Genomic DNA, 21227 nt, shown 5'->3' with positions numbered 1-21227 from the left:
CCGCCCCGTGCGCCCCGGCCGCCGCGGGGGACGCCGGCCGCCGGGTGGCGTGCGCACGGCGACCCCGGCCGGGGCGGGCCGTTGCGAAGATCGCGGCATGCGCACGCGTCCGTTCCGCCAGGTCGACGTCTTCACCGCGGTCCCGTACCGCGGCAACCCGGTCGCCGTGGTGCTCGACGGCGAGGGCCTGAGCGACGAGGAGCTGGGCGCCTTCGCGCGGTGGACGAACCTGTCCGAGACGACGTTCCTGCTCCCGCCCACGACGCCCGAGGCGGACTACCGTCTGCGGATCTTCACGCCCGGCGGCGAGCTGCCCTTCGCGGGCCACCCGACCCTCGGCTCGTGCCACGCGTGGCTGCAGGGCGGCGGCCCCGACGGCACCGGGGGGACGCCGCAGGACGCCGAGCGGATAGTCCAGGAGTGCGGCGTCGGGCTCGTGCCGCTTCGCCGCGACGGGGGTCGTCTGGCCTTCGCGGCCCCGGAGCTCCTGCGTTCCGGCCCCGTCGACGAGGACCTGCTGGCCACGATCGCCGCCGGGCTCGGGCTGGAGCGCGACGACCTCCGCGCCCACGCGTGGATCGACAACGGCCCGGGCTGGGTCGGCGTGCTGCTGGACTCCGCCGAGCGCGTGCTGGCGCTGCGCCCCGACTTCGGGATCCTCGGCGACACGAAGCTCGGCGTCGTCGCCCCGCAGCCCGAAGGCGCGGAGACGGCGTTCGAGGTGCGCGCGTTCTACCCCGACGTCGGCGGCTCGGCCGAGGACCCGGTCACGGGCAGCCTCAACGCGGGGATCGCCCAGTGGCTCCGGGGCGCGGGCCTGGCCCCGGCCTCGTACGTCGCCGCGCAGGGCGCCGTCATGCAGCGGGCGGGCCGCGTCCACGTGCAGGACGCCGGCGACGACATCTGGGTCGGCGGCGACTGCGTCACCTGCATCGCGGGGACCGTCGAGCTGTAGGGCGGGGGCCCGGTGCGGGCGGGCTCACACGCGGGTCGGGTCCCAGAACTCGCGCATCCAGGCCAGCCGACCGCCCTCCGAGAGCCCGAACCGCACGACGTAGTCCTGCTCGTAGGGCTTCCCCGTGGCGGCGACGACGCTCGAGCCGTGCATCTCGAGCACCCAGTCGCGGCTGTCGGCGACGGGCCAGGCCTCCACGTCGCGGAACGTCCAGCCGCCCGTGAACATGCCGCCGCCGGGGCGCCCGAAGCGGTCGACGATCGCCTCGATGCCCTCCAGGCGGATGACGTCGCCCGTGATGCTCGTGGAGTACGGGAACTCGAGCAGGCCGTCCGGCTCCCAGACGCGGCGCAGCAGCGCGGCGTCGGCGGTCGTCACGGCGGTGAGGTGGTCGAGGTAGACCTGCGGGGCGTCGGGCATGGCGTCCTCCTTGTACCGCGCGGGCCACCCGGGCTCGCCCCGACTGGTCCTCCGGTCGGTCAGCCCGTAGGGTCGCGGCCATGGGCCTCCTCTCGCTCGCGCTGCTCCCGGCCCGCACCGTCGTCGCCTCCGCCGAGCTCGTCCTCGCCGCCCGCGACCTCACCGCTCCGCGGGGACCGCTGCGGCGACCGGGGGGATTGGGCGAGCGGATCACCGCGCTGATCGCGGAGGGCGGAACGGTCGATCAGCTCTCGCGCCTGGCCGCCCCGGACGGTCCCCTCGCCCGGATCGAGCAGCTCGCCGCGCTCACCGGCACGGACCACCCGCTCGGCCGCGCGCTGGCGCCGGGTGGCCCGCTCGACCGGCTGCTCGCCGACGGCGGGGCCGTCGACCGCCTCGTCGACGAGGGCGGCCCGCTGGACCGGCTGATCGCGGAGGACGGCCCCCTCGACCGCCTCCTCGCCCCCGGCGGCCCGCTCGACCTGCTCACGCAGCCCGGGGGCGCGCTGGAACAGGCGCTGGTCCGCGACGGGGTCCTCGACCGGCTGCTGGCGCCGAACGGCATCGCCGAGCTGCTGCTCCAGGACCGGGGGACGTTCGAGCTGCTGCTCCAGCCCGGCTCGACGGTGAACCGCGCGATCCAGGACGGCGGCACCCTCGACCGCCTGCTGGCCGAGGACGGGGGCGTGGAGCGCCTGCTGGCCCCGGACGGCCCACTGGACCAGCTCGCCGACCTGTCCGAGGCGCTGGCGGGCCTGGCCGAGCTGCAGCAGGCGCTGCGCCCGCTCGCGGGCCTCGACGACGCGCTCCGCCCCCTCGGCACGCTCGACGAGAGCCTCCGCCCCCTCGAGACGCTCGACGAGAGCCTGCGCCCCCTCGGCGAGCTCGGCGACCGCCTGAAGCCGCTCGAGGACCTGGGCGACCGCCTGAAGCCCCTGGAGGACCTGGGTGAGCGCCTGAAGCCCCTCGAGGACCTCGGCGACCGGCTGCGCCCCCTGGAGGCGCTGGGCGACCAGCTGCGCCCGCTCGAGTCCCTGGGCGACACCCTGCACCCGCTGGAGACGCTCGGCGACACCCTGCGCCCGCTCGAGACCCTGAGCGACACGCTCCGGCCGCTCGCGACGCTCGACGCCACGCTGCGCCCGCTCGGCGCGCTCGAGCAGCAGCTGCGCCCGCTCGAGGGCCTGCGCGAGTCCATCGACGGGATCGCAGAGACGGTCGCGGGGATGCGTCAGGCGGCGGAGGAGCTCAGCCGCGCCGTCAACCCGATCGGGCGGATGGCCGGCAAGCTCCCCGGCGGGCGCCGGCGGGGCGCCGACACCCCTGAGCTCGAAGGCTGAGCGGCCTAGATCTCGCCGATCGGCTCGAGCCAGCGACCCGTCTCGGGCAGGCTGGCGAAGGTGAGGCGGGGGAGCGCCGACTCGAACAGGCCCGGGATGTCCTCGAGGTCGAACACCTCGATGCCGTCGACCATGCAGAGCTGGTGCGCGTGCTCGGGGAAGACGAGCGCGGTGACGTGCACGCCGTCGGCGATGAGCGTCTTCGCCGCCTCGACGAACGCCATGCCGTCGTGGGACATGAGGATCGCCTCGCGCAGGCCGCCCTCGCGGTGGCGCTCGGCGAGCAGGTTGAGGATGTCCTCGTCGACGTCCGAGTCGTCCCGGAACTTCGGCTTGAGGAACATGCGGAACCCGGACTGCCGCACGACCTCGGCCCAGCCGACGACGCCGTTGAACGTGCGCTCCGTGACGTTGGCGAAGACGGACGCCTCGATCTTGGGGCGCGGGATGGGTGGGGAGGCATTCGGATCGGCGGTGTCGTCGGCGCGCTCGCGCAGCCAGTCGCGCAGCGCGTCGATGCGCGGCCGCTCCCGCCCCGTCGGCTTGCGCCGGAGGATGAGCTGGCCGAGCACCATGTCGATGTTCGGCGAGTCCCAGAGCAGCAGCATCCGCGGATCGGTCACGCGCCCATCCTGTCACCCCGGGCGGCCGGGGCCCCGGTGGCGTCCCGGCGACGGACCACCCCGGGGTGCGCACGGGACGGTGGGCGCGCCGTCAGCCGCGTCCGGCAGCTCGCCCTACGGTCGCGGCAGGAGCCCCGCGTCGCGGTAGGCGTCGATCGTCCGCAGGAACGCGTCGCCGGTGCGCAGCGCGCTCGAGAACCCGAGGGCGCGGCTCTTGCCGCTGTCGGCGAAGACCTCGAACGGCCGCCCCAGGTCGGCGTCCGTGTGCCACCAGGACGCCACGCGGGCCAGGTCCGGTTCGCCGAGCCCCTCGCGCTCAGCGATCGCACGCCACACGGGCCCGGCGTCGGCCATCTGCGCCTCGAGCGGCCGCGGCTCGCCCGCGTAGCCCTCGGCCTCGACGCCCAGGTGGGCCGCGATCTGCGGCCACAGGCGGCGCCAACGGAAGACGTCGCCGTTGACGACGTTGAACGCCTCGTTCCGCGCCGCCGGGGTGGTGGCCGCCCAGACCATGTGCGCCGCGAGCAGGTCGGCGTCCGTGACATCGGAGACGCCGTTCCACTGGGCCTCGGACCCGGGGAAGACCATCGGCCGGCCCTGCTCGCGGCAGATCGCGGCCTGCGCGCCGAGCGTCAGCGCCATGTTCATCGCGTTGCCGACCGCGAACCCGATGACGGTGTGCGAGCGGTGCACGCTCCAGCCGAAGCCCTGGGCTTTGGCGGCGGCGAACAGCTCGTCCTCCTGCGAGTAGTAGAAGTTCTCGCCCGGCAGCCGCTCCGCATCCTCGAGGAACGGGGTGTCGGGGACGTCGCCCGTCCCGTAGGCCTCGAACGGCCCGAGGTAGTGCTTGAGCCCCGTGACCAGCGCGACGTGGCGCACGGTGCCGGCGGGCTGCAGCGCGGCGAAGAGGTGGCGCAGCATCGCGGCGTTGACGGCGCAGTTCTCCGTCTCCGTCTCGCGTCGCGACCACGAGGTGAAGAAGACGTGCGTCGGGCGGAGGTCCGCCACGGCGGCGCGCAGGCCCTCGGGGTCCAGCAGGTCGGCCGCGACGACGTGCGTGCCGGCGGGCGGGGTGCCGGGCCGGCGGGCGAGGCCGTGGACGGTCCAGCCCTGGCGCTCCGCGAGCAGCCGGACGATCGCGCCGCCCGTGATGCCGCTGGCGCCGACGACGAGGGCGACGGGGTTCTGGGGCTCCTGCATGTGGTGCGCGTCCTTCCGCGCGCCGGGCCGTCCGGCGCGCACTGGGGATCCCGACCGTATCGCGGGCGACGAGCCGGCCCGGCGGCCCGCGCGTCGTGCGCCGTACAGCGCGCCTACAGCGGTAGGCGCGCGATCGCGATCCAGTTGCCGTTCTGGGTGGAGCGCACCGTGGTCCGCCCGCCGGCCGCCTCGATGCGCCGGTAGAGCGGGCCGAGATCGTGGGCGGTCAGCTCCATGGGCGTCGAGTCCGGATCGACGCCGACGCTCTGCATCGACACGAGCAGCTGGCCGTCGTCGATGCGCACGCGCAGGTCCAGCCGCTGCGGGCTCGGGGCGCGGCGGACGAGCAGGTCGACGGAGTCCTGGAACACGAGGTAGGCCTGGTGCCCGACCACGGGCGTGACGTCCCCCGGCGCGGTGCGGTCCGTCAGGCGGGCGTCGTGGCCGGCGCGCTCGAGCTCGCGGAGGAGCTCCGGCACGTGCGCCAGGCCCTTCTCGTCCGGGTCGACGCTCCGCACCGAGGATGCGTCCCCGCCGGCCGACGACGGACGGTCGAGGGCGGGGGAGCGGGGCGTCGAACGACCGGTCGATGCGGCCGAGGGGGAGCGGCGCAGGGAGAACCTCACATGTTCGTATCGGTCGGGTATCACGGAACCTTGAGCCCGACCGCCAGAGGATCACCCGTATGGGCGAGGACTCAGCCCAGGATGCGGCGGGTGACGTCGCGGAAGCAGGCCGTCGCGAACTCGAGGTCCTCGACGTCGATCCGCTCGTCCTTCGCGTGCATGCGTCCGGCCTGCTCGCGCAGCTCGAGGTTCCTGTGCGGGAAGAACCCGTAGGCCACGACGTCGGGGAACGCCTCGCGCCACGTGCGCGAGTCGGTGAACCCGGGCAGGAACGTGGGGACGATCCCCGCCCCCGGCACGTGGTCGCCGAGCCACTCCTGCAGCGCGTCGAAGAGCTCGCCGTGGCCGGGCGAGTCGTTGCCGGGCACCGTCATGCGCCACTCGACCTCGACGCCGTCGGGCAGCTCGCCGATCGCCGCGAGGATCCGCGCCTTCGCGTCCTCCGTCGGCACGTTCGGCGGCACGCGGCAGTCCACGAACAGCTCGGCGCGGTCCGGGATGACGTTGATCTTGTCGCCGGTCGTGACGATGTTGGGCGAGAACGTGATCTTCGCCATCGGCTCGATCGCGGCGGCCAGGTCGGCGTCCTCGGCCCGCAGGGCGGCGTAGGAGCGCTCGGGGTCCGCACCGTCGAGCCCCAGGCCGTCGAGCATCGAGGCGACCGCGGGGGCGACGTCGTAGGGCAGCTCGGCCTCGGCCAGGCGGGTGATGAGCGGCGCGAGGCGGACGAGGGCGTTGTCGCCCAGGCCCGGCGTGGCACCGTGGGCGGCGCGGCCACTCGCCTTCAGCGCGAACCGCAGCGGGCCCTTCTCGCCGACGCAGACGCCGTAGTGCAGGCGGTCGCGGAACCGCAGCGGCGCGCCGCCGCCCTCGTTGAGCAGCAGGTCGCAGCGCGCCAGATCCGGGTGGTTCTCGCAGAGCCAGACGGCGCCCTCCGAGCCGCCCGTCTCCTCGTCGACGACCACGAAGATCTTCAGCGCGCCGCGGGACGGGCGCCAGCCGTCACGGACGAGGTCGAGCGCCGCGGTGACCTCGGCGGCGGTCTGCGACTTCATGTCGATCGCGCCGCGGCCCCAGATCTCGCCGTCCTGCAAGTCGCCCGACCACGGGTCGTGCCGCCAGTCCTCCGGGGCGGCGAGCACCGTGTCGACGTGGGAGAGCAGGCCGAGGACCGGGCCCTCCGGGGCGCCCTCGGGCGCGCGCAGCTCGGCGATCAGGTTCGGCCGCTCCGGCGTGCGCCCGACGAGCGTGACGGTGAACCCGGCGGCCTCGAGCATGCCCGCCAGGTACTCGTTGGCCTCGTGCTCCTGCCCGGGCGGGTTGACCGTGTTGAAGCGGATGAGCCGCTGCAACAGCTCGGTCGCCGAGAGCCCGGCGGGTGCGTCGGTCGGGAAGGAGGCGCTCACCCGGCCAGGCTAGTGCAGGGGCGCGGCGGTCGGAAGGGGTGGCCGCTCAGTCGATCGGCGCCGGGCGGCCGTGCGGGGTCCACCCGATCGTCGGCGGCAGCACGGGCTGCAGCACCACCCGCGACCACGTGCCGAACGCGCCCACGCTCAGGTCGCGCACCGGGTCCCAGCGCAGGCCGAACCCGCGGCGCACCTTCGCCGGCAGCAACGCCGCGGTGATCTCGTTGGCCAGCCGCAGCGCGGGGCGCACGGGCAGCGGCACGGGCGGGTTGAGCACGATCTGCCGACCGGCCTCGCGGGCCTCCGGCATGACCTGGGTGCGGTCGGACGCGAGCGTGTCGGCGACGTAGGCGTCGAACGCCGTGATCGTCTGCGGCATGTCGTCCTGCCGCAGGCCGAAGAGCTCGCCCACCCGCCGGTAGTCGCGCCAGAACGCGTCGCGCTCCTCCGGCCGCAGCGGGCGGACGAACCGCTCGTGCACCACGAGCGCCGAGTCGACGAGCGAGGCGAGGATCCAGAGCAGCAGCTCGGGGTCGTCGGCGCGCCAGGGCGTGCCGGCGGGCCAGGGGCCGGCGTCGTGCTCGAGCGTGCCGGAGACCTTGCCGTGGATGGCCCGCACGCGGCGGCCCATCGCCTCGGCCGCGTCGGCGGGGCCGAACACGGCGGTGGCCATCGCCTCGGCCGTGCGCTGCAGCCGCGGGTAGGCCTTCTCCGGCTCCTTCGCCGCCGTCGCGCCCCAGAACCCGACGAACGCCAGCGGATGCGCCGCCTGCATCAGCAGGCTGCGCGGCCCGTGGAGCATCACCGCACGCTCGCGGTGCACGCGGCGGATCATGGAGTGGTCGTCGAAGAGGCCCTCGGCACTGGCGTGCGGGCGCGTCATCGTGGCGCCCGGGCGGGGCGAGCGCGTGGTGGGATCGAGCGTGGAGTCCGTGGCGTGCATGGTGCTGGTCCTGGCCGTGCCGGGCCCGGGGTGAATACCCGCGGGTAGCCAACGGTACGCCGGTGGGGGGCGAGCGGTTGCGGGTGGGGTGGGTTCCTCCGTGCGATTGAAGGGCACCGAGGCGAGCCGCTCGGCGTAGGCCCACGGCGACAGTCCGTCGCCCCCGACTAGGTCGGAAGTGGCTGCCAGTGGTAAGCGCCGGAGTACTGGGCCTTGCCGCTCACCACCTGGGTCGCGTAGTTCCAGTTTGAGAACTCGTGGTCGCGCGTGAAGACACCGTCGGAAGCGTCGAGGACGCCCGCCTCGAGGAGCTCCTGCTGCAGGCCCGCCACGCGCTTCTGCCGCGGATATGTCGTCTGGTCCGGGTCGAGCTTCGGCGCGCGCCATCCGCTCCCCGCCAGAACGATGAACTCCTTGGCCGGCTCCGGGCCCTTGAAGCGCCCCCACCCAGGGCCGGCTGCACCCACGTAGCGATGTGTCGCTTCCACGGGATCGCTTTCGTCGCGCGTCGTAGCCTCTGCGGCCGTCGACCGGTTCTCCCTGCTCAGCGGGGTGAGCCGCGTAAGCGGCGCATCCAGCTTCGCCGGTGGTTCGCCGTCGGTCTCGGCTGCGGTGAAGACGTCCTGCCCGAGCAGGAGTTCGAGTGCCGAGCGGATCTTCTCGAGGGCCGGATCGATGTGAACGTCGTCGAGGCCGCGGTGGCGCGTCTCCTCCGCCACGTTCGCGATGACCGACACGACGTTGGCGGCCTGCATCTCGCCGATGAGTTCGGCTTCGATGGCGGGGCAGAGCAACGGGCTTGGCACCGGCACCGCGAAGATGACGCCGAACCAGTTCTTCGCCGGGGTGACGTGGTGGGTCCGGATCCGCTTGAGCATGCTCGTCGTGCTCATCCCGACGTAGGCCGTCAGCTGGTCGCCGGCCGCGACCCCGTAGAGCAGATAGACCCCGGGCTCGTCGGGTGTCGCCTGCCATGCGTCGCGGTGGATCCTGAACACCCGAAGTGTGTCGAACGGATCGACGCTGCTTACCCGGGCGACTCCAGGGCCGCTGGCGGTGATGAGGAGGTCAGCCATCAACCGGGCACCGTACCCCTCGTGCGATCCTCGAACGGTGGATCGCCTCTTCGTCCCCGACCCCGACGACGGCGCGCCCGCCGGCCGGGCGCTGCCGCCGTCCGACGCGCCGCTGGCGGCCCGGATGCGTCCGCGGGTGGTCGAGGACGTCGTCGGCCAGGAGGACCTGCTCGGCCCCGGTCGGCCGCTGCGCGCGGGGATCGACGCGGGGATGCCACACGCGATGCTGCTCCACGGGCCCCCCGGCTCGGGCAAGACGACCCTGTCCCGGATCGTGGCCGACTCCGCCGGTGCGGCCGTCGAGCAGCTCCAGGCCGTCGACTCGGGCAAGGCCGAGGTCCGCGCCGCGCTCGCACGGGCGCAGGAGCGGCGGGACGCCACCGGCACGCCGACGATCCTCTTCATCGACGAGATCCACCGCTTCAACCGCACCCAGCAGGACTCGCTGCTGCCGGCGGTCGAGGAGGGGCTCGTCACCCTCATCGCCGCGACGACGGAGCCCGCGTGGGCGGCCGTCAGCCCCGCGCTGCGCTCGCGGCTGCGGATCTACCGGCTGCGCGCGCTGGAGGTCGAGGACGTGCTGGTGCTCCTGCACCGGGCGATCGACCGGCGCGCGCTGGATCGCGACCCCGGGGCGGAGCGCCCCGAGGTCGTGGCGGACGACGACGCGCTCGAGCTGCTCGCGAACCGCAGTGCGGGGGACGCCCGCACGGCGCTCGGCGCGCTCGAGGCGGCCGCGGCGCTGGCGCGCACCGCGACGGCCACGATGACCGGCGACGCTGACGCCGATCCGGCGGCCACCGCTCCGGGCGACGCCGCGGCCGCCGCCGGCGACGGAACGCGGTCGGTCGGCACGGTGCGCATCACCGTCCGCCAGGCGGGCGCCGCGCTCGACCGCGCGGTGGTCACCGCGGGCCCGGACCAGCCGCACGACCTGCTCTCGGCCTACATCAAGTCCATCCGCGGCAGCGACCCGGACGCGGCGGTCTACTACCTCGCGGGGATGCTCGCGGCCGGGGAGGACCCGCGCACGATCGCCCGCCGGCTCGTCGTCTCCGCGTCGGAGGACGTCGGTCTGGCCGACCCGCAGTGCCTGCCCCTGGCGATCGCGGCGGCCGAGGTCGTCGACCGGATCGGCATGCCGGAGTGCCGGATCGCCCTGTCCCACATCACGATCCGCCTGGCGCTCGCGGCGAAGAGTGCGGCGGCGTACCGCGCGATCGGCGACGCCCTGGCCCACATCGAGGAGCACGGCGTGACCGCCCCGCCGCCGTACCTGCGCGGCAAGCTCAGCGACGGCTTCGAGCCGGGCCAGTACGACTACCCGCACACGAACCCGGGAGGCGTGAGCCGCCAGGAGCTCATGCCCGCGGGGCTCGAGGACGTGCGGTTCGTGCAGCCCGCGCCGCACGAGACGGTGCTGCGCGACCGGCTCGCCGCCAGCCGCAACGCCCGTGGCCGCAAGCCGTAGGGCTCAGCGCCCGGGCCCCGGCGGCTTCGGCCGCGCGGCGGGGCCCGGCAGGGTCCGGGTCGTCGGGCGTCGGCCGCGGACGGGCGGCTGGGGGAGCGCCGGCCGGACACCGGGCACGGGCACCGGTCCGGGCGGGACGGGCGTCGGCGGGGCGGCGGGCATCGTGTCCGGCACGGGGGCGATCGCGTCGACGGGATGGGTGGCGAGGAGCTGCGGCGGAGTCCCCGAGGGCAGCGCGGGATAGACCATCTGCACGAGCACGAGCGCGCGGCCCTGGACGGCGCGGTACAGGTGCGGGACGTCGGCGGCATAGCGCACGGAGTCGCGGGGGCCGAGCACGACGGTGGTGTCCTCCGGGCCCACCTCGGCCTCGCCGTCGAGCACGAACACGTGCTCCGTCACGCCCGGCGGGTGCTGGACCCCGCGGTGGACCGCGCCGGCGGCGAGCCGCCACTCGTAGAGCTCGATGATCGCGCTGCCCGCGTGGGTGCGGTGCACGAGCCGGCCCGCGATGCCGGGGCGGACGAGCGGCTCGCCCTCCGTGCTGCGGACGACCTGGGGCCTGTCGTCGTCCGTCTCCGCCACCAGGTCGGTGAGCGAGGCGCCCAGCGCGCGGGCGAGGGCCTGCAGCGTCTCGATCGTCGGGTTGCCGCGTCCCGCCTCGATCTGCGTGAGCGTGCCCTTGGCCAGGCCCGCGAAGCGCCCGAGCTCGACGAGGGAGAGCCCGCGCGTGCGGCGCAGGCGCCGCACGTTCTCCCCCAGGAGCTCCGGTCCGCTGTGCACGCGCCCACCGTACCCGCCCCGGCGTCCGGCGCACCCCCGGTCGCGCCCCACCGGCCTCCCAGGCGACGGGCGGGCGGCCCCCGTGCGGGGGCCGGGCATGCGGGGCACGCGACGGGGGTCACAGCCTGGCGAGCTACCATGGGTCGCATGCCTGCTGCCGCTTACGCCGGTAAGGAGTGCGTCTGTCAGTTCAAGCGCGGGATCTGTGATCAGACCTGCGTGAAGGACATGCTGGACACGCCCTTCTACATCGCCTGCCTGCGGCTCCGGGGCCGCAAGTGCCTCGTGGTCGGGGGCGGTGAGCTCGGCCTGGAGAAGACGGAGGGCCTCCTGGCCTGCGACGGCGACGTGATCGTCATCGCGCCGGAGGTCAAGGCCGAGGTCGAGGCGCTTGCCGTCGAGGGCTCGATCCAGTGGATCAAGCGCGACTACGAGCACGGCGACCTCGAGGGCAAGTTCCTCGTCATCGCCTGCACGGACGACACGGACACGAATATCCGCATCTACGACGACGCGGAGGAGCGGGCGATGCTCGCGAACATCGTCGACGTGCCGCCGCTGTGCAACTTCATCCTGCCCGCGATCGTCCGCACCGGGCCGCTCGCGATCGCGATCTCGACCGCCGGCGCCTCGCCGGCCCTGGCCAAGCGCATGAAGCGCGAGGTCCAGGAGCTCTTCGGCGAGGAGTACGCCCGCATGGCGGTCATGCTCAACGAGGTCCGCGGCTGGGCCAAGGGCACGCTGCCGACCTACCAGGACCGCAAGGTCTTCTTCGAGGGCATCGTCAACGGCCCGGAGGACCCGCTCCAGCTCATCCGCGACGGGCAGGAGAAGCGGGTCATGGAGATCATCATCGACGCGCAGAAGCGCGCCGAGGCGGAGCTGGCCCAGGCCTGAGCCGGGCCGGGTCCGCGCCGTCCGGCGCGGACCCCGAGGAGCTCAGCCCCGCTGCACCGCGAGCTTCGTCACGCGGACGAGGGTCTTCGGACCGCCGGCGTCGACGGACACCGTGATGGTGCCGCCGCGCTTGGCGAGCAGCGCCGTCGCCGGACGCGACAGGCGCAGCGCCACGGAACCGGACTTGCCGGGCTGCAGGACGAAGCGCACGAACCCGACGCGCTTCTTCCCGGCGCGGACGACCGTGCTGACGATGCAGCGCGTGTCGCTCTTGCAGGCGACCCGGCCGGCGTGGACGCGGCGTCGCGTCGCGTTGACCTTCGTCGCCTTCAGGGTGCTGAGGACGGCGGCCGGGGCCGGTGTCGCGGGTGTCGCCGGTGCGGCGGGCGTCGGTGCGGCGGGGGCCGCGGCGGGCGCAGCGGGCTTGCCGGTCACCCGCAGGCTCGTGGTGGCGGTGCGCTCGACACCCGCCGTGTCGCGAATCCGCAGCGTCACGGCGTAGTCGCCCGTGGCGGTGCCGTCGGGGATCGCGACCGCGACGGCGACCGGGGTGCGCGCGACGCCGTCCTCTCCGACCGTGGCGTCCTGGGCCGTGGCCGACGCCCGGGCACGGCGGTCCTGGATGGGCCCGGGGCCCTCGCCCTCCTCGCCCTCCTCGGGCGTGAAGGCCCACGGGATCTCGGCCGCGTCCGGGGTGGCGGCGCCGCCACCGACCGTCGTGCTCGCGTCGACGCGCAGCGCAGTGGCCTCGGCGACGATGCCGGAGTGGGCGACGGAGAAGTCGAGCGTCGCGGTCGTGCCGGCGGTGGCCGCCGCGCCCTCCGGCGCGCTGACCTGCGCGTCCGTCAAGGGGTCGCCGTAGCCGGCGAGGGGGTCGCCGGACACCGGGCAGGTGGTCGAGGAGACGTTGGCGTCGCCCTCGCCCACGGGGAGCTTCTCGGCGCAGTCGGTCGGCCGGTCGCCGTAGTCCGCGCCGTAGCCGTCCAGGACGACCTGGTCGCCGATGTGGAGGCTGCGGACCTCGGCGGTGGACGCCAGCGGGCGGACGGGCACGGACGCCTGCACCACGTCGCCGGCGTCGCGCTGGCCCGGAACGAAGGTCACGATCGCCGAGCGGAAGCCGACCCAGTGGTGGCCGTCGGCGGCCGCCGGGAGATTCGCGGTGGCAGCGTCGTCCCGCACGAGCGGGGCGTCGGTGGAGCGGCGGAGGCGGAAGACCGGGTCAGCCGCGCCGTCCGCGACCTCCGCGGCCACGAGCAACCGCCCGGACGCGGGGCCGTTGGGTGGGTAGCGGTTGGAGAGGTCGCGGTAACCGTTCCACGGACCGCAGGCCTCGCCCTCGGCGACCGGCGCGGGGCCGAACCCCTCGTTGGGGAGGCAGAACGACTGCTGGACGTCGAGCGCGGCGAGCGGCGAGGCCTGGACCGCGGTGATGTCGCCCTGGTTGATGGCTGAGCAGCCGCTGAGCGCGGCGACGCCGGTGGCCGCGCCTGCGAGCGCAAGGCGGCGGAGAACGATGGGTGATGGCAAGGGGGTTCCCTCGATCGGTGAACTGACGGACACGACGCGAGGGGACGAACGCCGAAGGGACGGGGGTCCCGGTAACGATGTTCGCCTACCGGTGGGTCGGGAGCTGACAACTGGACACCTGTTGTAGCCCGTTCGGCGTCGACCGCGTACGCGGCGGCTGGGGTCTGTGGAGGGGCGACGGCCGCTGATCGAGGCGCGCTGCGGCCACCATCACGCGGCCGGGCATGAAACCTGACCGACATTGCTACGTTTTCCCCACGCCGGGTCTGGTGGGGCACCCCATGCGTCCCGCCGCCCACCTCCCGCATCCCCCGGAGACCTCCCCGATGCCCGTCACGCTCCACTGGTTCCTGCCCACGAACGGCGACTCCCGCAGCGACCTGAGCCTCGGCAACGCCGTCGGCGCCCGCGGCTCCCGCGTCCGGACCGACGCGGGCGACGGCGCGCAGGGCGACGTCCAGGACCTCGTCTCCCTCGGCGGCGTCTCGGACCGGCAGCCGACGATCGGTTACCTCGGCCAGATCGCGCGCTCCGCGGAGCAGCTCGGGTTCGAGGCGGCGCTGACGCCGACGAGCACGTGGTGCGAGGACTCCTGGGTCGTGGCCGCCGCGCTGGCCGCCCAGACCGAGCGGTTCAAGTACCTCATCGCCTTCCGCCCCGGCCTGCAGAGCGTCACGCTCGCCGCGCAGATGGCCGCCACGTTCCAGCGCGTCTCGGGCAACCGCCTGCTGCTGAACGTCGTCACGGGCGGTGACGACATCGAGCAGCGTCGGTTCGGCGACACGCTGACGAAGGACGAGCGCTACGCCCGCGCCGGCGAGTTCCTCCACGTCGTCCGCGAGCTCTGGAAGGGCGCGCCCGTGACGTTCCAGGGCGAGCACGTCCAGGTCGAGAACGCCCAGCTCGTCGAGACGCCGGCCTGGCCCGACATCTACCTCGGCGGCTCCTCGAAGGCCGCCCTCGACGTTGCCGCGAAGTACGCCGACGTCTATCTGACCTGGGGCGAGCCGCCCGCGCAGGTCGCCGAGAAGCTCGACCGCGTGCGGGAGCGCGCCGCCGCCCACGGGCGCGAGCTGCGCTTCGGCATCCGCCTGCACGCGATCGCGCGGCCGACGTCGGAGGAGGCCTGGGCCGAGGCCCAGCGCCTGCTCGACGGCCTGGACCCCGAGGCGATCCGGCGGGCGCAGGAGACGCAGCGCGCGTCGCAGTCCGAGGGGCAGCAGCGCATGAGCGACCTGCACAACGGCCGCACGGACGCCCTCGAGGTCTCGCCGAACCTGTGGGCGGGCGTGGGCCTGGTCCGCGGCGGCGCCGGCACGGCGCTCGTGGGCTCCTACGAGGAGGTCGCCGACCGGATCGCGGAGTACCACGCGCTCGGCCTGGACGAATTCATCCTCTCGGGCTACCCGCACCTCGAGGAGGCCTACCACGTGGGCGAGGGCGTCCGGCCGATCCTCGCCGCGCGCGGTCTGCTCAAGGACCCCGGCGCTCCCTCCCTGATCCCGGCATGAGCACGGAGACGTCGATCGCCCCGGCGTCGTCCGGGGCGCGGACCGGCGGGGACGGGCCACTCGTGCCCGGACCGGGCGTGCCGGCGCCGACCGGCGCGGCCGGTCGGCGCGCCGCTGCGGCGGGTCGCCGCGGCGGGCTGCGCACGGACACGCCGCCCTACCCGTCCGAGCTGCGGTGGATCACGCCGCTGGCGATCGTCGTCCTGTGGCAGCTGCTCAGCGTCACCGGCGTGCTGCCGGAGCGGACGCTGGCCGCGCCGAGCCAGATCGTGGAGCAGGCGGTGAACCTCGTGCAGGAGGGCATCCTGCTCGACGCCCTCTGGGTGTCGCTGCGCCGCGCGATCCTCGGGTTCCTGCTCGGCGCCGCCGTGGCGATCGCCGCGGGCGTCTGGGTCGGGTTCTCCCGGGTCGGCGACGCGGTCGCGGACCCCGTGCTGCAGATGCTCCGCACGATCCCGCTCTTCGGGCTCGTCCCGCTCTTCATCCTCTGGTTCGGCATCGGCGAGCTCCCCAAGATCCTGCTCGTCGCCCTGGGCGTCGCGATCCCGCTGTACCTCAACCTCGTCGGCGCGCTGCGCGACATCGACCCCGACCTCTACGACGTCGCCGACACGCTGCGACTGACCCGGGGCGAGCGGATGCGGCACGTGCTGCTGCCCGCCGCGCTGCCGGGCACGCTCATCGGCCTGCGCCAGTCGCTCGGGTTCGCGTGGCTCGCGCTCATCGTGGCCGAGCAGATCAACGCGTCCTCCGGCCTGGGCTTCATGATCAACAACGCCCGCGAGTTCCTCGAGACGGACACGATCGTCGTCGGGCTGCTCGCCTACGCGATCCTCGGCCTGCTGACGGACGCGATCGTCCGCCGGCTCGAGCGCCGCACGCTCAGGTGGCGCGACGCGGAGGGCACGGCATGAGCGTCGTCCACCTCCGCGGGGTCACCCGTTCCTTCGGCGAGCAGCAGGTCCTGAAGGCGCTGGACCTCACGATCGAGGCCGGCGAGTTCGTCGCCGTCATCGGCCGCTCCGGCTCGGGCAAGACGACGCTGCTGCGCGTGCTCGCCGGGCTGGATCCGCAGGCGGAGGGGCACGTGCAGAGCGGGCGACGCCCCGCCGTCGTGTTCCAGGACGCCCGGCTGCTGCCCTGGCGCTCGGCCCTGCAGAACGTCACGCTCGGCCTGCGCGACGCCGACGCCGACGCGCGTGGTCGCCGGGCCCTGGCCGAGGTCGGGCTCGAGGGCCGCGAGCGCGCCTGGCCGCGCCAGCTCTCCGGCGGCCAGCGGCAGCGCGTGGCGCTCGCCCGCGGCCTCGTCCGCGAGCCCGACCTGCTGCTGCTCGACGAGCCGTTCAGCGCGCTCGACGCGCTCACCCGCTCCTCGGCGCAGGGCCTCGTCGTCGAGCTCTGGGAGCGCCACCGCCCCGCCGTCCTGCTCGTCACCCACGACGTCGACGAGGCGCTCCTGCTCGCCGACCGCGTCGTGCTCATCGACCAGGGCCGGATCGTCCACGACGAGCGCGTCGCGCTCGAGCGCCCCCGCCGGCGAGAGGACCCGGCCCTGGCCGCCCACGCCGAGCGCCTGCTCGGCCTGCTCGGTGACGACCGCACGGACGACGGGACGGCCCCGAAGGCCGCGCCCGGCGTCTCGCCGCGTCGCCGGCTCGGCGCCCGCGCGGCGCTGGCCGCCACGGTCGCGGCGACGCTGGCGGTGGTCGGCTTCACGAGCGGCTCCGTCGGCGGGGACCGGGACGACGAAGCCGTTCGCGTGGCCACCGGCGGCGACGCGCGCAAGGCGACGCTGAACATCGCCGTCCAGGCGGACGGCACCCGGTCGCTGCTCGAGCGCTCCGGCGCGCTGCGGGGCGCCCCGTTCAAGGTCCGCTGGTCGCGCTTCTCGTTCGGCCCGCCGATCGTCGAGGCGCTCGGTGCGGGCAAGGTCGACATCGGCGCGGTCGGCTCGACGCCGCCGATCTTCGGTGCCGGGAAGCAGACGAACTTCCGCGCCGTCGCGTCCCTGCAGCTCAAGAACCGCCAGGACAACTCCCTGATGGTCCCGAAGGACCCGTCGATCCGGCGGATCCAGGACCTGCGTGGCAAGAAGGTCGCCGTCGGCCGGGCCAGCTCGGGCCAGGGGTTCCTGCTGCGCGCCCTGCACCGCGCCGGGATGAAGCCGGCGGACGTCGAGCTCGTCTACCTGCCGCCCGCCGACGGCCTGGCGGCGTACCGGTCGGGCCGCGTCGACGCCTGGGTGACCTGGGAGCCGTTCACGACGCAGGCGAAGAACCTCGAATCGCGGGCGATCGCGGGTGGCGAGCCCGACGACCACGGCTACTACTTCTCGCTCGCCGCCACGGGCGCGCTCGAGGACCCGGACCGGGCGGCGGCGATCCGTGACTTCCTGCCGCGCCTGCGTCGCGCGTACCGGTGGCTGGACGAGCACCCGGACCAGTTCGCCCAGGCGTGGTCGAAGGAGTCCGGTCTGCCGCTCTCCGTCACCCGGATCGCCGCCCGCCAGCGCCTGACGACGGTCGAGCCCGTCGACGACCGGGCCGTCGAGCGCGAGCAGGCGCTCGCCGACCGGCTGCTGCAGGACGGCGAGCTGCCGAAGGCCGTCGACGTGCGGACGATCGTCGCCCCGGGGATGGTCGCGCCCTCGAAGTAGGGGCGGGGGTCCCCCGGGTAGGGCGCGCTCGCGGACGAGGCGCGGCTCAGCCGCGGTCGCGGCGCCCGTCGGCGCCGCGGCAACCGCGGACCTGCGCCCACGCCGCGCGGGCCTGTCGCAATGCCTCGACGACCTGCTTCCGGGCCTCCTCGGCCGCCCTGCCGGCCTCGCGCAGCCCCGAGGGCTCGGTCGCCCCCTGGGCCACGGAGTTGAACGACCACAGGCCGGTGTCGAGCAGGCGCGCCGCCCGCCGCGTGTCGCCCAGGACCGCCTCGCGCAAGCCGGGCGTCGGCACCCCACCCTCGATGTGGCGCCGGCGCGACGCGAACTGGATGTCCCAGAGCGAGATCAGCGCCTGCGCGGCGACGGCGGGCTCGGGATCGCGGGGGTCCAGGCCGGCGCTCTCGGCGAGCGCCTCGCGGGCGACGGCGACGAGCTTGCCCGAGAGCTCCTGCCGCGCCGCACGGAGCGCCGGGGTGTCCTCGACCATGCGGCCGAAGGCCAGGAAGAGCGGGTGGAACTCCGGGCCGAGCGCGTCGAGATGCGCGCACTCCCGCTCGATGAAGGCGACCATCGCCGCGGTCGGCGAGACCCCGGGGCCGCGGGCGGTCAGCGCCTCGCGGATCCCGGCGACGAGGTCGGCCTCCTGGTCGAAGACGAGGGACTCCTTCGTGGGGAAGTAGTTGAAGACCGTCTTCTCCGAGACCCCCACCTCGGCCGCGATCTCGGCGACCCGCACGCGGTCGAAGCCGCGCTCGCAGAACATCCACGTGGCGGTGTCCGAGATGAGCTGGCGCGTGATGCGCTTCTTGCGCTCCCGCAGCCCCTCGTCGGGACGCCGCTCCTGCTCGTGCAGCTCCCGGATGTGGCCCAGGGCCTTCGCGATCGCCTCGCGGGAGAGCGGCGGGTCCAGCGCGTACGCCGGGGCCGGGTCGAGCTGCTCGTCTGCGCGGGGTGCGGTGGAGCTCACCCTTGGACCATACCCCGCTTTAGCAACAGCAATTCTCTAGTGGCTGAACGGGTGGACGGTGTGCGTGGCCGGCCCGGCCCTCAGGCCGTGTGCAGCGGTGCGAGATCCTCGTCGGCGGCGGCCCACGCGACGGTGCGCGGGTCGCCGGCGTGCGCGGCGTCGAGGTCGCGCCGGGCGCCGTCGAGGTCGCCCGCCGCCGTGCGCAGGCAGGCCAGGTGGTAGTGGACGAGCGGGTGGCCCGGGTGGTCGTGGTGCGCGGCGACCAGCTCCGCGATGCCACCCGCCGTGTCGCCCCGCGCGTGCAGCGCGTAGGCCCGGGTCCAGCGCGTCCAAGCCGAGCGCGGGCCGGCGGCGTCGGGGGCTCCGCCGACGACGAGGACGGCCGTGGCCGGCTCCGCGGCCACGAGCTCGCGGCGCACGCCGACGGGCACGCGGATCACGGTGCCGACTGGAGCGTCGTGCTCGGCACCCGGCAGTGACTGGCCACCGAGGCGGGCCGTGACCCGGCCGGTGAGGACGACGTAGAGCTCGTCGTGGCCCGCGGCCCCCGAGGTGGTCTCGTCGTGCGGCTCGATCACGACGCCGCCGGCGTGCTCGGCACGGAACACGTTCGCGGCCGCGCCGGTGAACCCGACGCCGTCGCGGAGGGGCAGCCAGGACAGCCCTGGCGCGGCCGGGAGCGCCTCGAGCTCCTCCAGGCGGCGGATCATCGCGTCGGCGTCGCTCCCGGTGGACATGTGCGCACCGTACGCCGTCGGGCGGGCCCGCGGTGGAAGCCGGGCAGATGATCCGCCCGTACCGCGCCCGCGGCGCTCAGGCCCCCGCGGCGGCGTCCCCGTCGTCGCCGAACCAGCCCGGCAGGATGTCGCCGTCGCCGGGGTGTCGGGGCCCCACGGCCAGGAGCTCCAGGCCGTCGGCACCCGCCTCGAACGCCCGGGCCAGCCCCGGCGCGACGCGCAGCGCGTCGCGTGGGCGCAGCTCCACCGTGCGGTCCCCCACGGCCGCCCGCCCCGCGCCCGCCAGCACGACGTAGACCTCCTCCGCCTCGGCGTGACGATGGCCGAACGCGCTGCGGGCGCTCGCCGGCATCCGGTGGTGGCCGATCCCCGTGCGCTCCAGCCCGAGGGCCTCCGTCGGGAACCGCGACTCGCCCTGGGAGGAGAACCCGTACGCCGCCGCCTGGTCCTCGGCTTCGAGCAGCGGCAGGTGGGTCAGCCCCGCGCGCGGGCGGGGCAGCAGCCCGGCGCCGCCGACCGGCTCGAGCTCCGTGCGCCGCGGCGGATGCTCCGGGTCCAGCAGCTCGAGGATGTGCCCGAGCCGCTCGTCGTCCCCTGCGGCGGCGGCCGCGGCGTCCATCGTCGCGCGGTCGGCCCAGCGCTCGTCCACGACGACCCGGTCGGGCTCGCCGGGCACGCGGGAGACGATCCACGACTCGCACCCCGCGGTTCCACGCAGCGCTTCGCCGACCTCGACGAGCAGGCCGCACAGGCGCTCTCCCTCCCCGGCGCGGGCGGTGAACTCGACGTGTCGCGCGGCGATCGGCATGCTCACAGGGTGCCGCCCGCGACCCCGACCGTCTTGGAGAAAACCGCCACGGCGGACGCCGGCGCGCCCGCGACGACGAGCACGCGCGGGATCCTCGGCGACGCCAGCCTGCCCTTCGTGCTCCGGCGCGTGGCTCCGGGGCCGGAGACGCAGGGCCGGATCGAGCGGCACTGGTCGACGCGCTGGGATCTCCGCGGCCGCGACCCGCACGTGCAGCGGATCCTGCCCCACCCCAGCGTCAACCTCGTCGTCTACGGCGGCATCGTCCGGGTCCACGGCGTGCCGACGGGCATCGACGGCCGCCCGCTGCAGGGCCACGGCTGCGCGATCGGCACGAAGTTCCGTCCCGGGGCCTTCGCGGCGCTGACCCCGCTCCCGCCCGCCGCCCTCCGCGACGCTCCGGTGACCCTCGAGCGTGCCTTCGGACCGGACGGCCGGGCGCTGGAGGAGGAGCTGCTCGACCTGGCGCCGGACGAGGACGCGGTATGGGCCGCCGTCGAGCGCTTCGTGGCGCCGCGCATCCGGGACCGCGACCCCGTCTTCGCGCTCGTCCGGGCCGTCGCCGCCGACATGCTGGGCCGCTCCCCCGACGCCCGCATCCCGGACATCGCGCGCGACCACGCCGTCTCGCCGCGCACGCTGCAGCGAGCGTTCCGCGAGACGATCGGCGTCTCCCCCAAGTGGGTGCTCTCGCGTTACCGCCTGCACGTGGCCGCCGAGCGGCTGGCCGGCGACCCGGAGCCGGACCTCGCCGACCTGGCCCTCGAGCTGGGCTACGCCGACCAGGCGCACTTCACGGGCGACTTCCGCACGACGGTGGGCGTCACGCCGGCGGCCTACGCCCGGGCGTGCCGCGCGGCGGGATCCTTGACTTCCACCTAGGTCGAGGTTGAATACTGCGGTGGACCGTCCGGCGATCCCGACCGGCCCGGCGCGGCGCCTCGTGCGTCGGCCGGCCGACCGGCCGCCGGGACCCCTTCGACCGAAAGAGCCCCCCATGGCGTTCTCCGTTCCCCCGCTGCCCTACGCGTACGACGCGCTGGAGCCCCACATCGATCAGCAGACGATGGAGCTCCACCACGACAAGCACCACCAGGCCTACGTGGACAAGGCCAACGCGGCGCTCGAGGGCACCGAGTTCGCGGACAAGTCGATCGAGGAGATCGTGTCGAACCTCGACGCGCTCCCCGCCGACAAGCAGGGCCCCGTCCGCAACAACGGCGGCGGCCACTACAACCACACCCTCTTCTGGGAGTCGCTGCAGGGCGGCGGCGT

At 74.8% G+C, this 21227-nt stretch carries 21 protein-coding genes and 1 pseudogene; 10 read left to right on the top strand and 12 right to left on the bottom strand.

The genetic code is table 11. The annotated features are described in order from the left end of the window. The first annotated feature begins 97 nt into the window (after nt 1–97). The gene (locus F593_RS0118190; protein ID WP_022930174.1) at nt 98–955 is read left to right on the top strand and encodes a PhzF family phenazine biosynthesis protein; all 858 of its coding nucleotides are present in this window, start codon (nt 98–100) and stop codon (nt 953–955) included. 24 nt (nt 956–979) lie between these two features. Here the strand turns inward: F593_RS0118190 and F593_RS0118185 are convergent, their stop codons facing one another. Further along, complete coding sequence (locus tag F593_RS0118185) at nt 980–1375, bottom strand: nuclear transport factor 2 family protein (protein ID WP_022930173.1); 396 nt, start codon at nt 1373–1375, stop codon at nt 980–982. Between the two features lie 80 nt (nt 1376–1455). Between F593_RS0118185 and F593_RS28775 the strand changes: the two genes are divergently transcribed. After that, complete coding sequence (locus F593_RS28775) at nt 1456–2715, top strand: NEL-type E3 ubiquitin ligase domain-containing protein (RefSeq protein WP_022930172.1); 1260 nt, start codon at nt 1456–1458, stop codon at nt 2713–2715. A 5-nt stretch (nt 2716–2720) separates the two neighbouring features. Here the strand turns inward: F593_RS28775 and F593_RS0118175 are convergent, their stop codons facing one another. From F593_RS0118175 to F593_RS30445, 6 genes are all read right to left on the bottom strand, one after another. After that, nucleotides 2721–3338 (bottom strand): NYN domain-containing protein, encoded by a 618-nt coding sequence (locus tag F593_RS0118175; protein WP_022930171.1) that lies wholly within the window; start codon nt 3336–3338, stop codon nt 2721–2723. Nucleotides 3339–3452: 114 nt separating this feature from the next. Next, nucleotides 3453–4538, bottom strand: a complete 1086-nt coding sequence (locus F593_RS0118170; RefSeq protein ID WP_028721792.1) for an SDR family oxidoreductase — start codon at nt 4536–4538, stop codon at nt 3453–3455. A gap of 113 nt (nt 4539–4651) precedes the next feature. After that, nucleotides 4652–5056, bottom strand: coding sequence for a sensor histidine kinase (locus F593_RS26475; protein ID WP_028721791.1), 405 nt, complete (start codon nt 5054–5056; stop codon nt 4652–4654). Between the two features lie 179 nt (nt 5057–5235). Further along, nucleotides 5236–6570, bottom strand: coding sequence for a M20/M25/M40 family metallo-hydrolase (locus tag F593_RS0118160; RefSeq protein WP_022930168.1), 1335 nt, complete (start codon nt 6568–6570; stop codon nt 5236–5238). Nucleotides 6571–6616: 46 nt separating this feature from the next. Beyond that, complete coding sequence (locus F593_RS30450; protein WP_022930167.1) at nt 6617–7513, bottom strand: oxygenase MpaB family protein; 897 nt, start codon at nt 7511–7513, stop codon at nt 6617–6619. 167 nt (nt 7514–7680) lie between these two features. Further along, a complete protein-coding gene (locus tag F593_RS30445) occupies nt 7681–8589 on the bottom strand; it encodes a DUF4357 domain-containing protein (RefSeq protein ID WP_022930166.1) in 909 nt (302 codons plus the stop codon). A gap of 37 nt (nt 8590–8626) precedes the next feature. On the opposite strand from F593_RS30445, the gene F593_RS26465 reads away from it, so the two are divergent. Next, complete coding sequence (locus F593_RS26465) at nt 8627–10060, top strand: AAA family ATPase (protein WP_022930165.1); 1434 nt, start codon at nt 8627–8629, stop codon at nt 10058–10060. A gap of 3 nt (nt 10061–10063) precedes the next feature. Here F593_RS26465 and F593_RS26460 read toward each other — a convergent pair whose 3' ends face one another. Further along, entirely contained in the window at nt 10064–10843 is a 780-nt protein-coding gene (locus tag F593_RS26460) for a helix-turn-helix domain-containing protein (protein ID WP_022930164.1), read from the bottom strand. A gap of 147 nt (nt 10844–10990) precedes the next feature. Here F593_RS26460 and F593_RS0118135 point away from each other — a divergent pair, with 147 nt between their 5' ends. Then, a complete protein-coding gene (locus F593_RS0118135) occupies nt 10991–11740 on the top strand; it encodes a precorrin-2 dehydrogenase/sirohydrochlorin ferrochelatase family protein (protein WP_022930163.1) in 750 nt (249 codons plus the stop codon). Nucleotides 11741–11782: 42 nt separating this feature from the next. Here the strand turns inward: F593_RS0118135 and F593_RS0118130 are convergent, their stop codons facing one another. Continuing rightward, a complete protein-coding gene (locus tag F593_RS0118130) occupies nt 11783–13270 on the bottom strand; it encodes a hypothetical protein (protein ID WP_022930162.1) in 1488 nt (495 codons plus the stop codon). 326 nt (nt 13271–13596) lie between these two features. Between F593_RS0118130 and F593_RS0118125 the strand changes: the two genes are divergently transcribed. From F593_RS0118125 to F593_RS31295, 4 genes and pseudogenes are all read left to right on the top strand, one after another. Further along, nucleotides 13597–14781 (top strand): LLM class flavin-dependent oxidoreductase, encoded by a 1185-nt coding sequence (locus F593_RS0118125; RefSeq protein WP_028721789.1) that lies wholly within the window; start codon nt 13597–13599, stop codon nt 14779–14781. Beyond that, nucleotides 14778–15695 carry an ABC transporter permease gene (locus tag F593_RS26455; RefSeq protein WP_022930160.1) on the top strand — a complete coding sequence of 306 codons (918 nt, stop codon included), beginning with the start codon at nt 14778–14780 and terminating at the stop codon, nt 15693–15695. Before F593_RS0118125 ends, F593_RS26455 begins: the two co-directional genes overlap by 4 nt. Beyond that, nucleotides 15692–16378, top strand: a pseudogene (locus F593_RS31300) (ABC transporter ATP-binding protein); the annotation flags it as partial. The gene F593_RS26455 and the pseudogene F593_RS31300, both read left to right, overlap by 4 nt. Before the next feature lie 105 nt (nt 16379–16483). Continuing rightward, nucleotides 16484–17437 (top strand): ABC transporter substrate-binding protein, encoded by a 954-nt coding sequence (locus tag F593_RS31295; RefSeq protein WP_425415787.1) that lies wholly within the window; start codon nt 16484–16486, stop codon nt 17435–17437. A gap of 46 nt (nt 17438–17483) precedes the next feature. Here the strand turns inward: F593_RS31295 and F593_RS26445 are convergent, their stop codons facing one another. The 3 genes from F593_RS26445 to F593_RS30440 all read right to left on the bottom strand — a co-directional run bounded on the left by F593_RS26445 (nt 17484) and on the right by F593_RS30440 (nt 19952). Further along, nucleotides 17484–18407, bottom strand: a complete 924-nt coding sequence (locus F593_RS26445) for a TetR/AcrR family transcriptional regulator (protein ID WP_022930158.1) — start codon at nt 18405–18407, stop codon at nt 17484–17486. Nucleotides 18408–18487: 80 nt separating this feature from the next. Further along, nucleotides 18488–19144, bottom strand: coding sequence for a cupin domain-containing protein (locus F593_RS0118105; RefSeq protein WP_022930157.1), 657 nt, complete (start codon nt 19142–19144; stop codon nt 18488–18490). A gap of 76 nt (nt 19145–19220) precedes the next feature. After that, the gene (locus tag F593_RS30440; RefSeq protein ID WP_051160582.1) at nt 19221–19952 is read right to left on the bottom strand and encodes a cupin domain-containing protein; all 732 of its coding nucleotides are present in this window, start codon (nt 19950–19952) and stop codon (nt 19221–19223) included. A 33-nt stretch (nt 19953–19985) separates the two neighbouring features. Between F593_RS30440 and F593_RS30435 the strand changes: the two genes are divergently transcribed. Continuing rightward, nucleotides 19986–20834 carry a helix-turn-helix domain-containing protein gene (locus F593_RS30435; protein ID WP_169449221.1) on the top strand — a complete coding sequence of 283 codons (849 nt, stop codon included), beginning with the start codon at nt 19986–19988 and terminating at the stop codon, nt 20832–20834. A 115-nt stretch (nt 20835–20949) separates the two neighbouring features. Beyond that, on the top strand, nt 20950–21227 hold a 278-nt coding region (locus F593_RS0118085), incomplete at its 3' end, for a superoxide dismutase (protein WP_022930155.1).

This window comes from Patulibacter americanus DSM 16676 (genome assembly GCF_000420025.1).
GTDB lineage: Bacteria > Actinomycetota > Thermoleophilia > Solirubrobacterales > Solirubrobacteraceae > Patulibacter > Patulibacter americanus.
This window is presented reverse-complemented; position numbering and strand designations above follow the sequence as displayed.

Excerpts from the sequence above, each read along its gene's own strand:
- F593_RS0118135 (WP_022930163.1), top strand. The coding sequence starts at position 10,991 with ATGCCTGCTGCCGCTTACGCCGGTAAGGAGTGCGTCTGTCAGTTCAAG.
- F593_RS30445 (WP_022930166.1), bottom strand. The coding sequence starts at position 8,589 with ATGGCTGACCTCCTCATCACCGCCAGCGGCCCTGGAGTCGCCCGGGTA.
- F593_RS0118125 (WP_028721789.1), top strand. The coding sequence starts at position 13,597 with ATGCCCGTCACGCTCCACTGGTTCCTGCCCACGAACGGCGACTCCCGC.
- F593_RS0118190 (WP_022930174.1), top strand. The coding sequence starts at position 98 with ATGCGCACGCGTCCGTTCCGCCAGGTCGACGTCTTCACCGCGGTCCCG.
- F593_RS28775 (WP_022930172.1), top strand. The coding sequence starts at position 1,456 with ATGGGCCTCCTCTCGCTCGCGCTGCTCCCGGCCCGCACCGTCGTCGCC.
- F593_RS30440 (WP_051160582.1), bottom strand. The coding sequence starts at position 19,952 with ATGCCGATCGCCGCGCGACACGTCGAGTTCACCGCCCGCGCCGGGGAG.
- F593_RS0118170 (WP_028721792.1), bottom strand. The coding sequence starts at position 4,538 with ATGCAGGAGCCCCAGAACCCCGTCGCCCTCGTCGTCGGCGCCAGCGGC.
- F593_RS0118105 (WP_022930157.1), bottom strand. The coding sequence starts at position 19,144 with ATGTCCACCGGGAGCGACGCCGACGCGATGATCCGCCGCCTGGAGGAG.
- F593_RS0118185 (WP_022930173.1), bottom strand. The coding sequence starts at position 1,375 with ATGCCCGACGCCCCGCAGGTCTACCTCGACCACCTCACCGCCGTGACG.
- F593_RS30450 (WP_022930167.1), bottom strand. The coding sequence starts at position 7,513 with ATGCACGCCACGGACTCCACGCTCGATCCCACCACGCGCTCGCCCCGC.
- F593_RS26455 (WP_022930160.1), top strand. The coding sequence starts at position 14,778 with ATGAGCACGGAGACGTCGATCGCCCCGGCGTCGTCCGGGGCGCGGACC.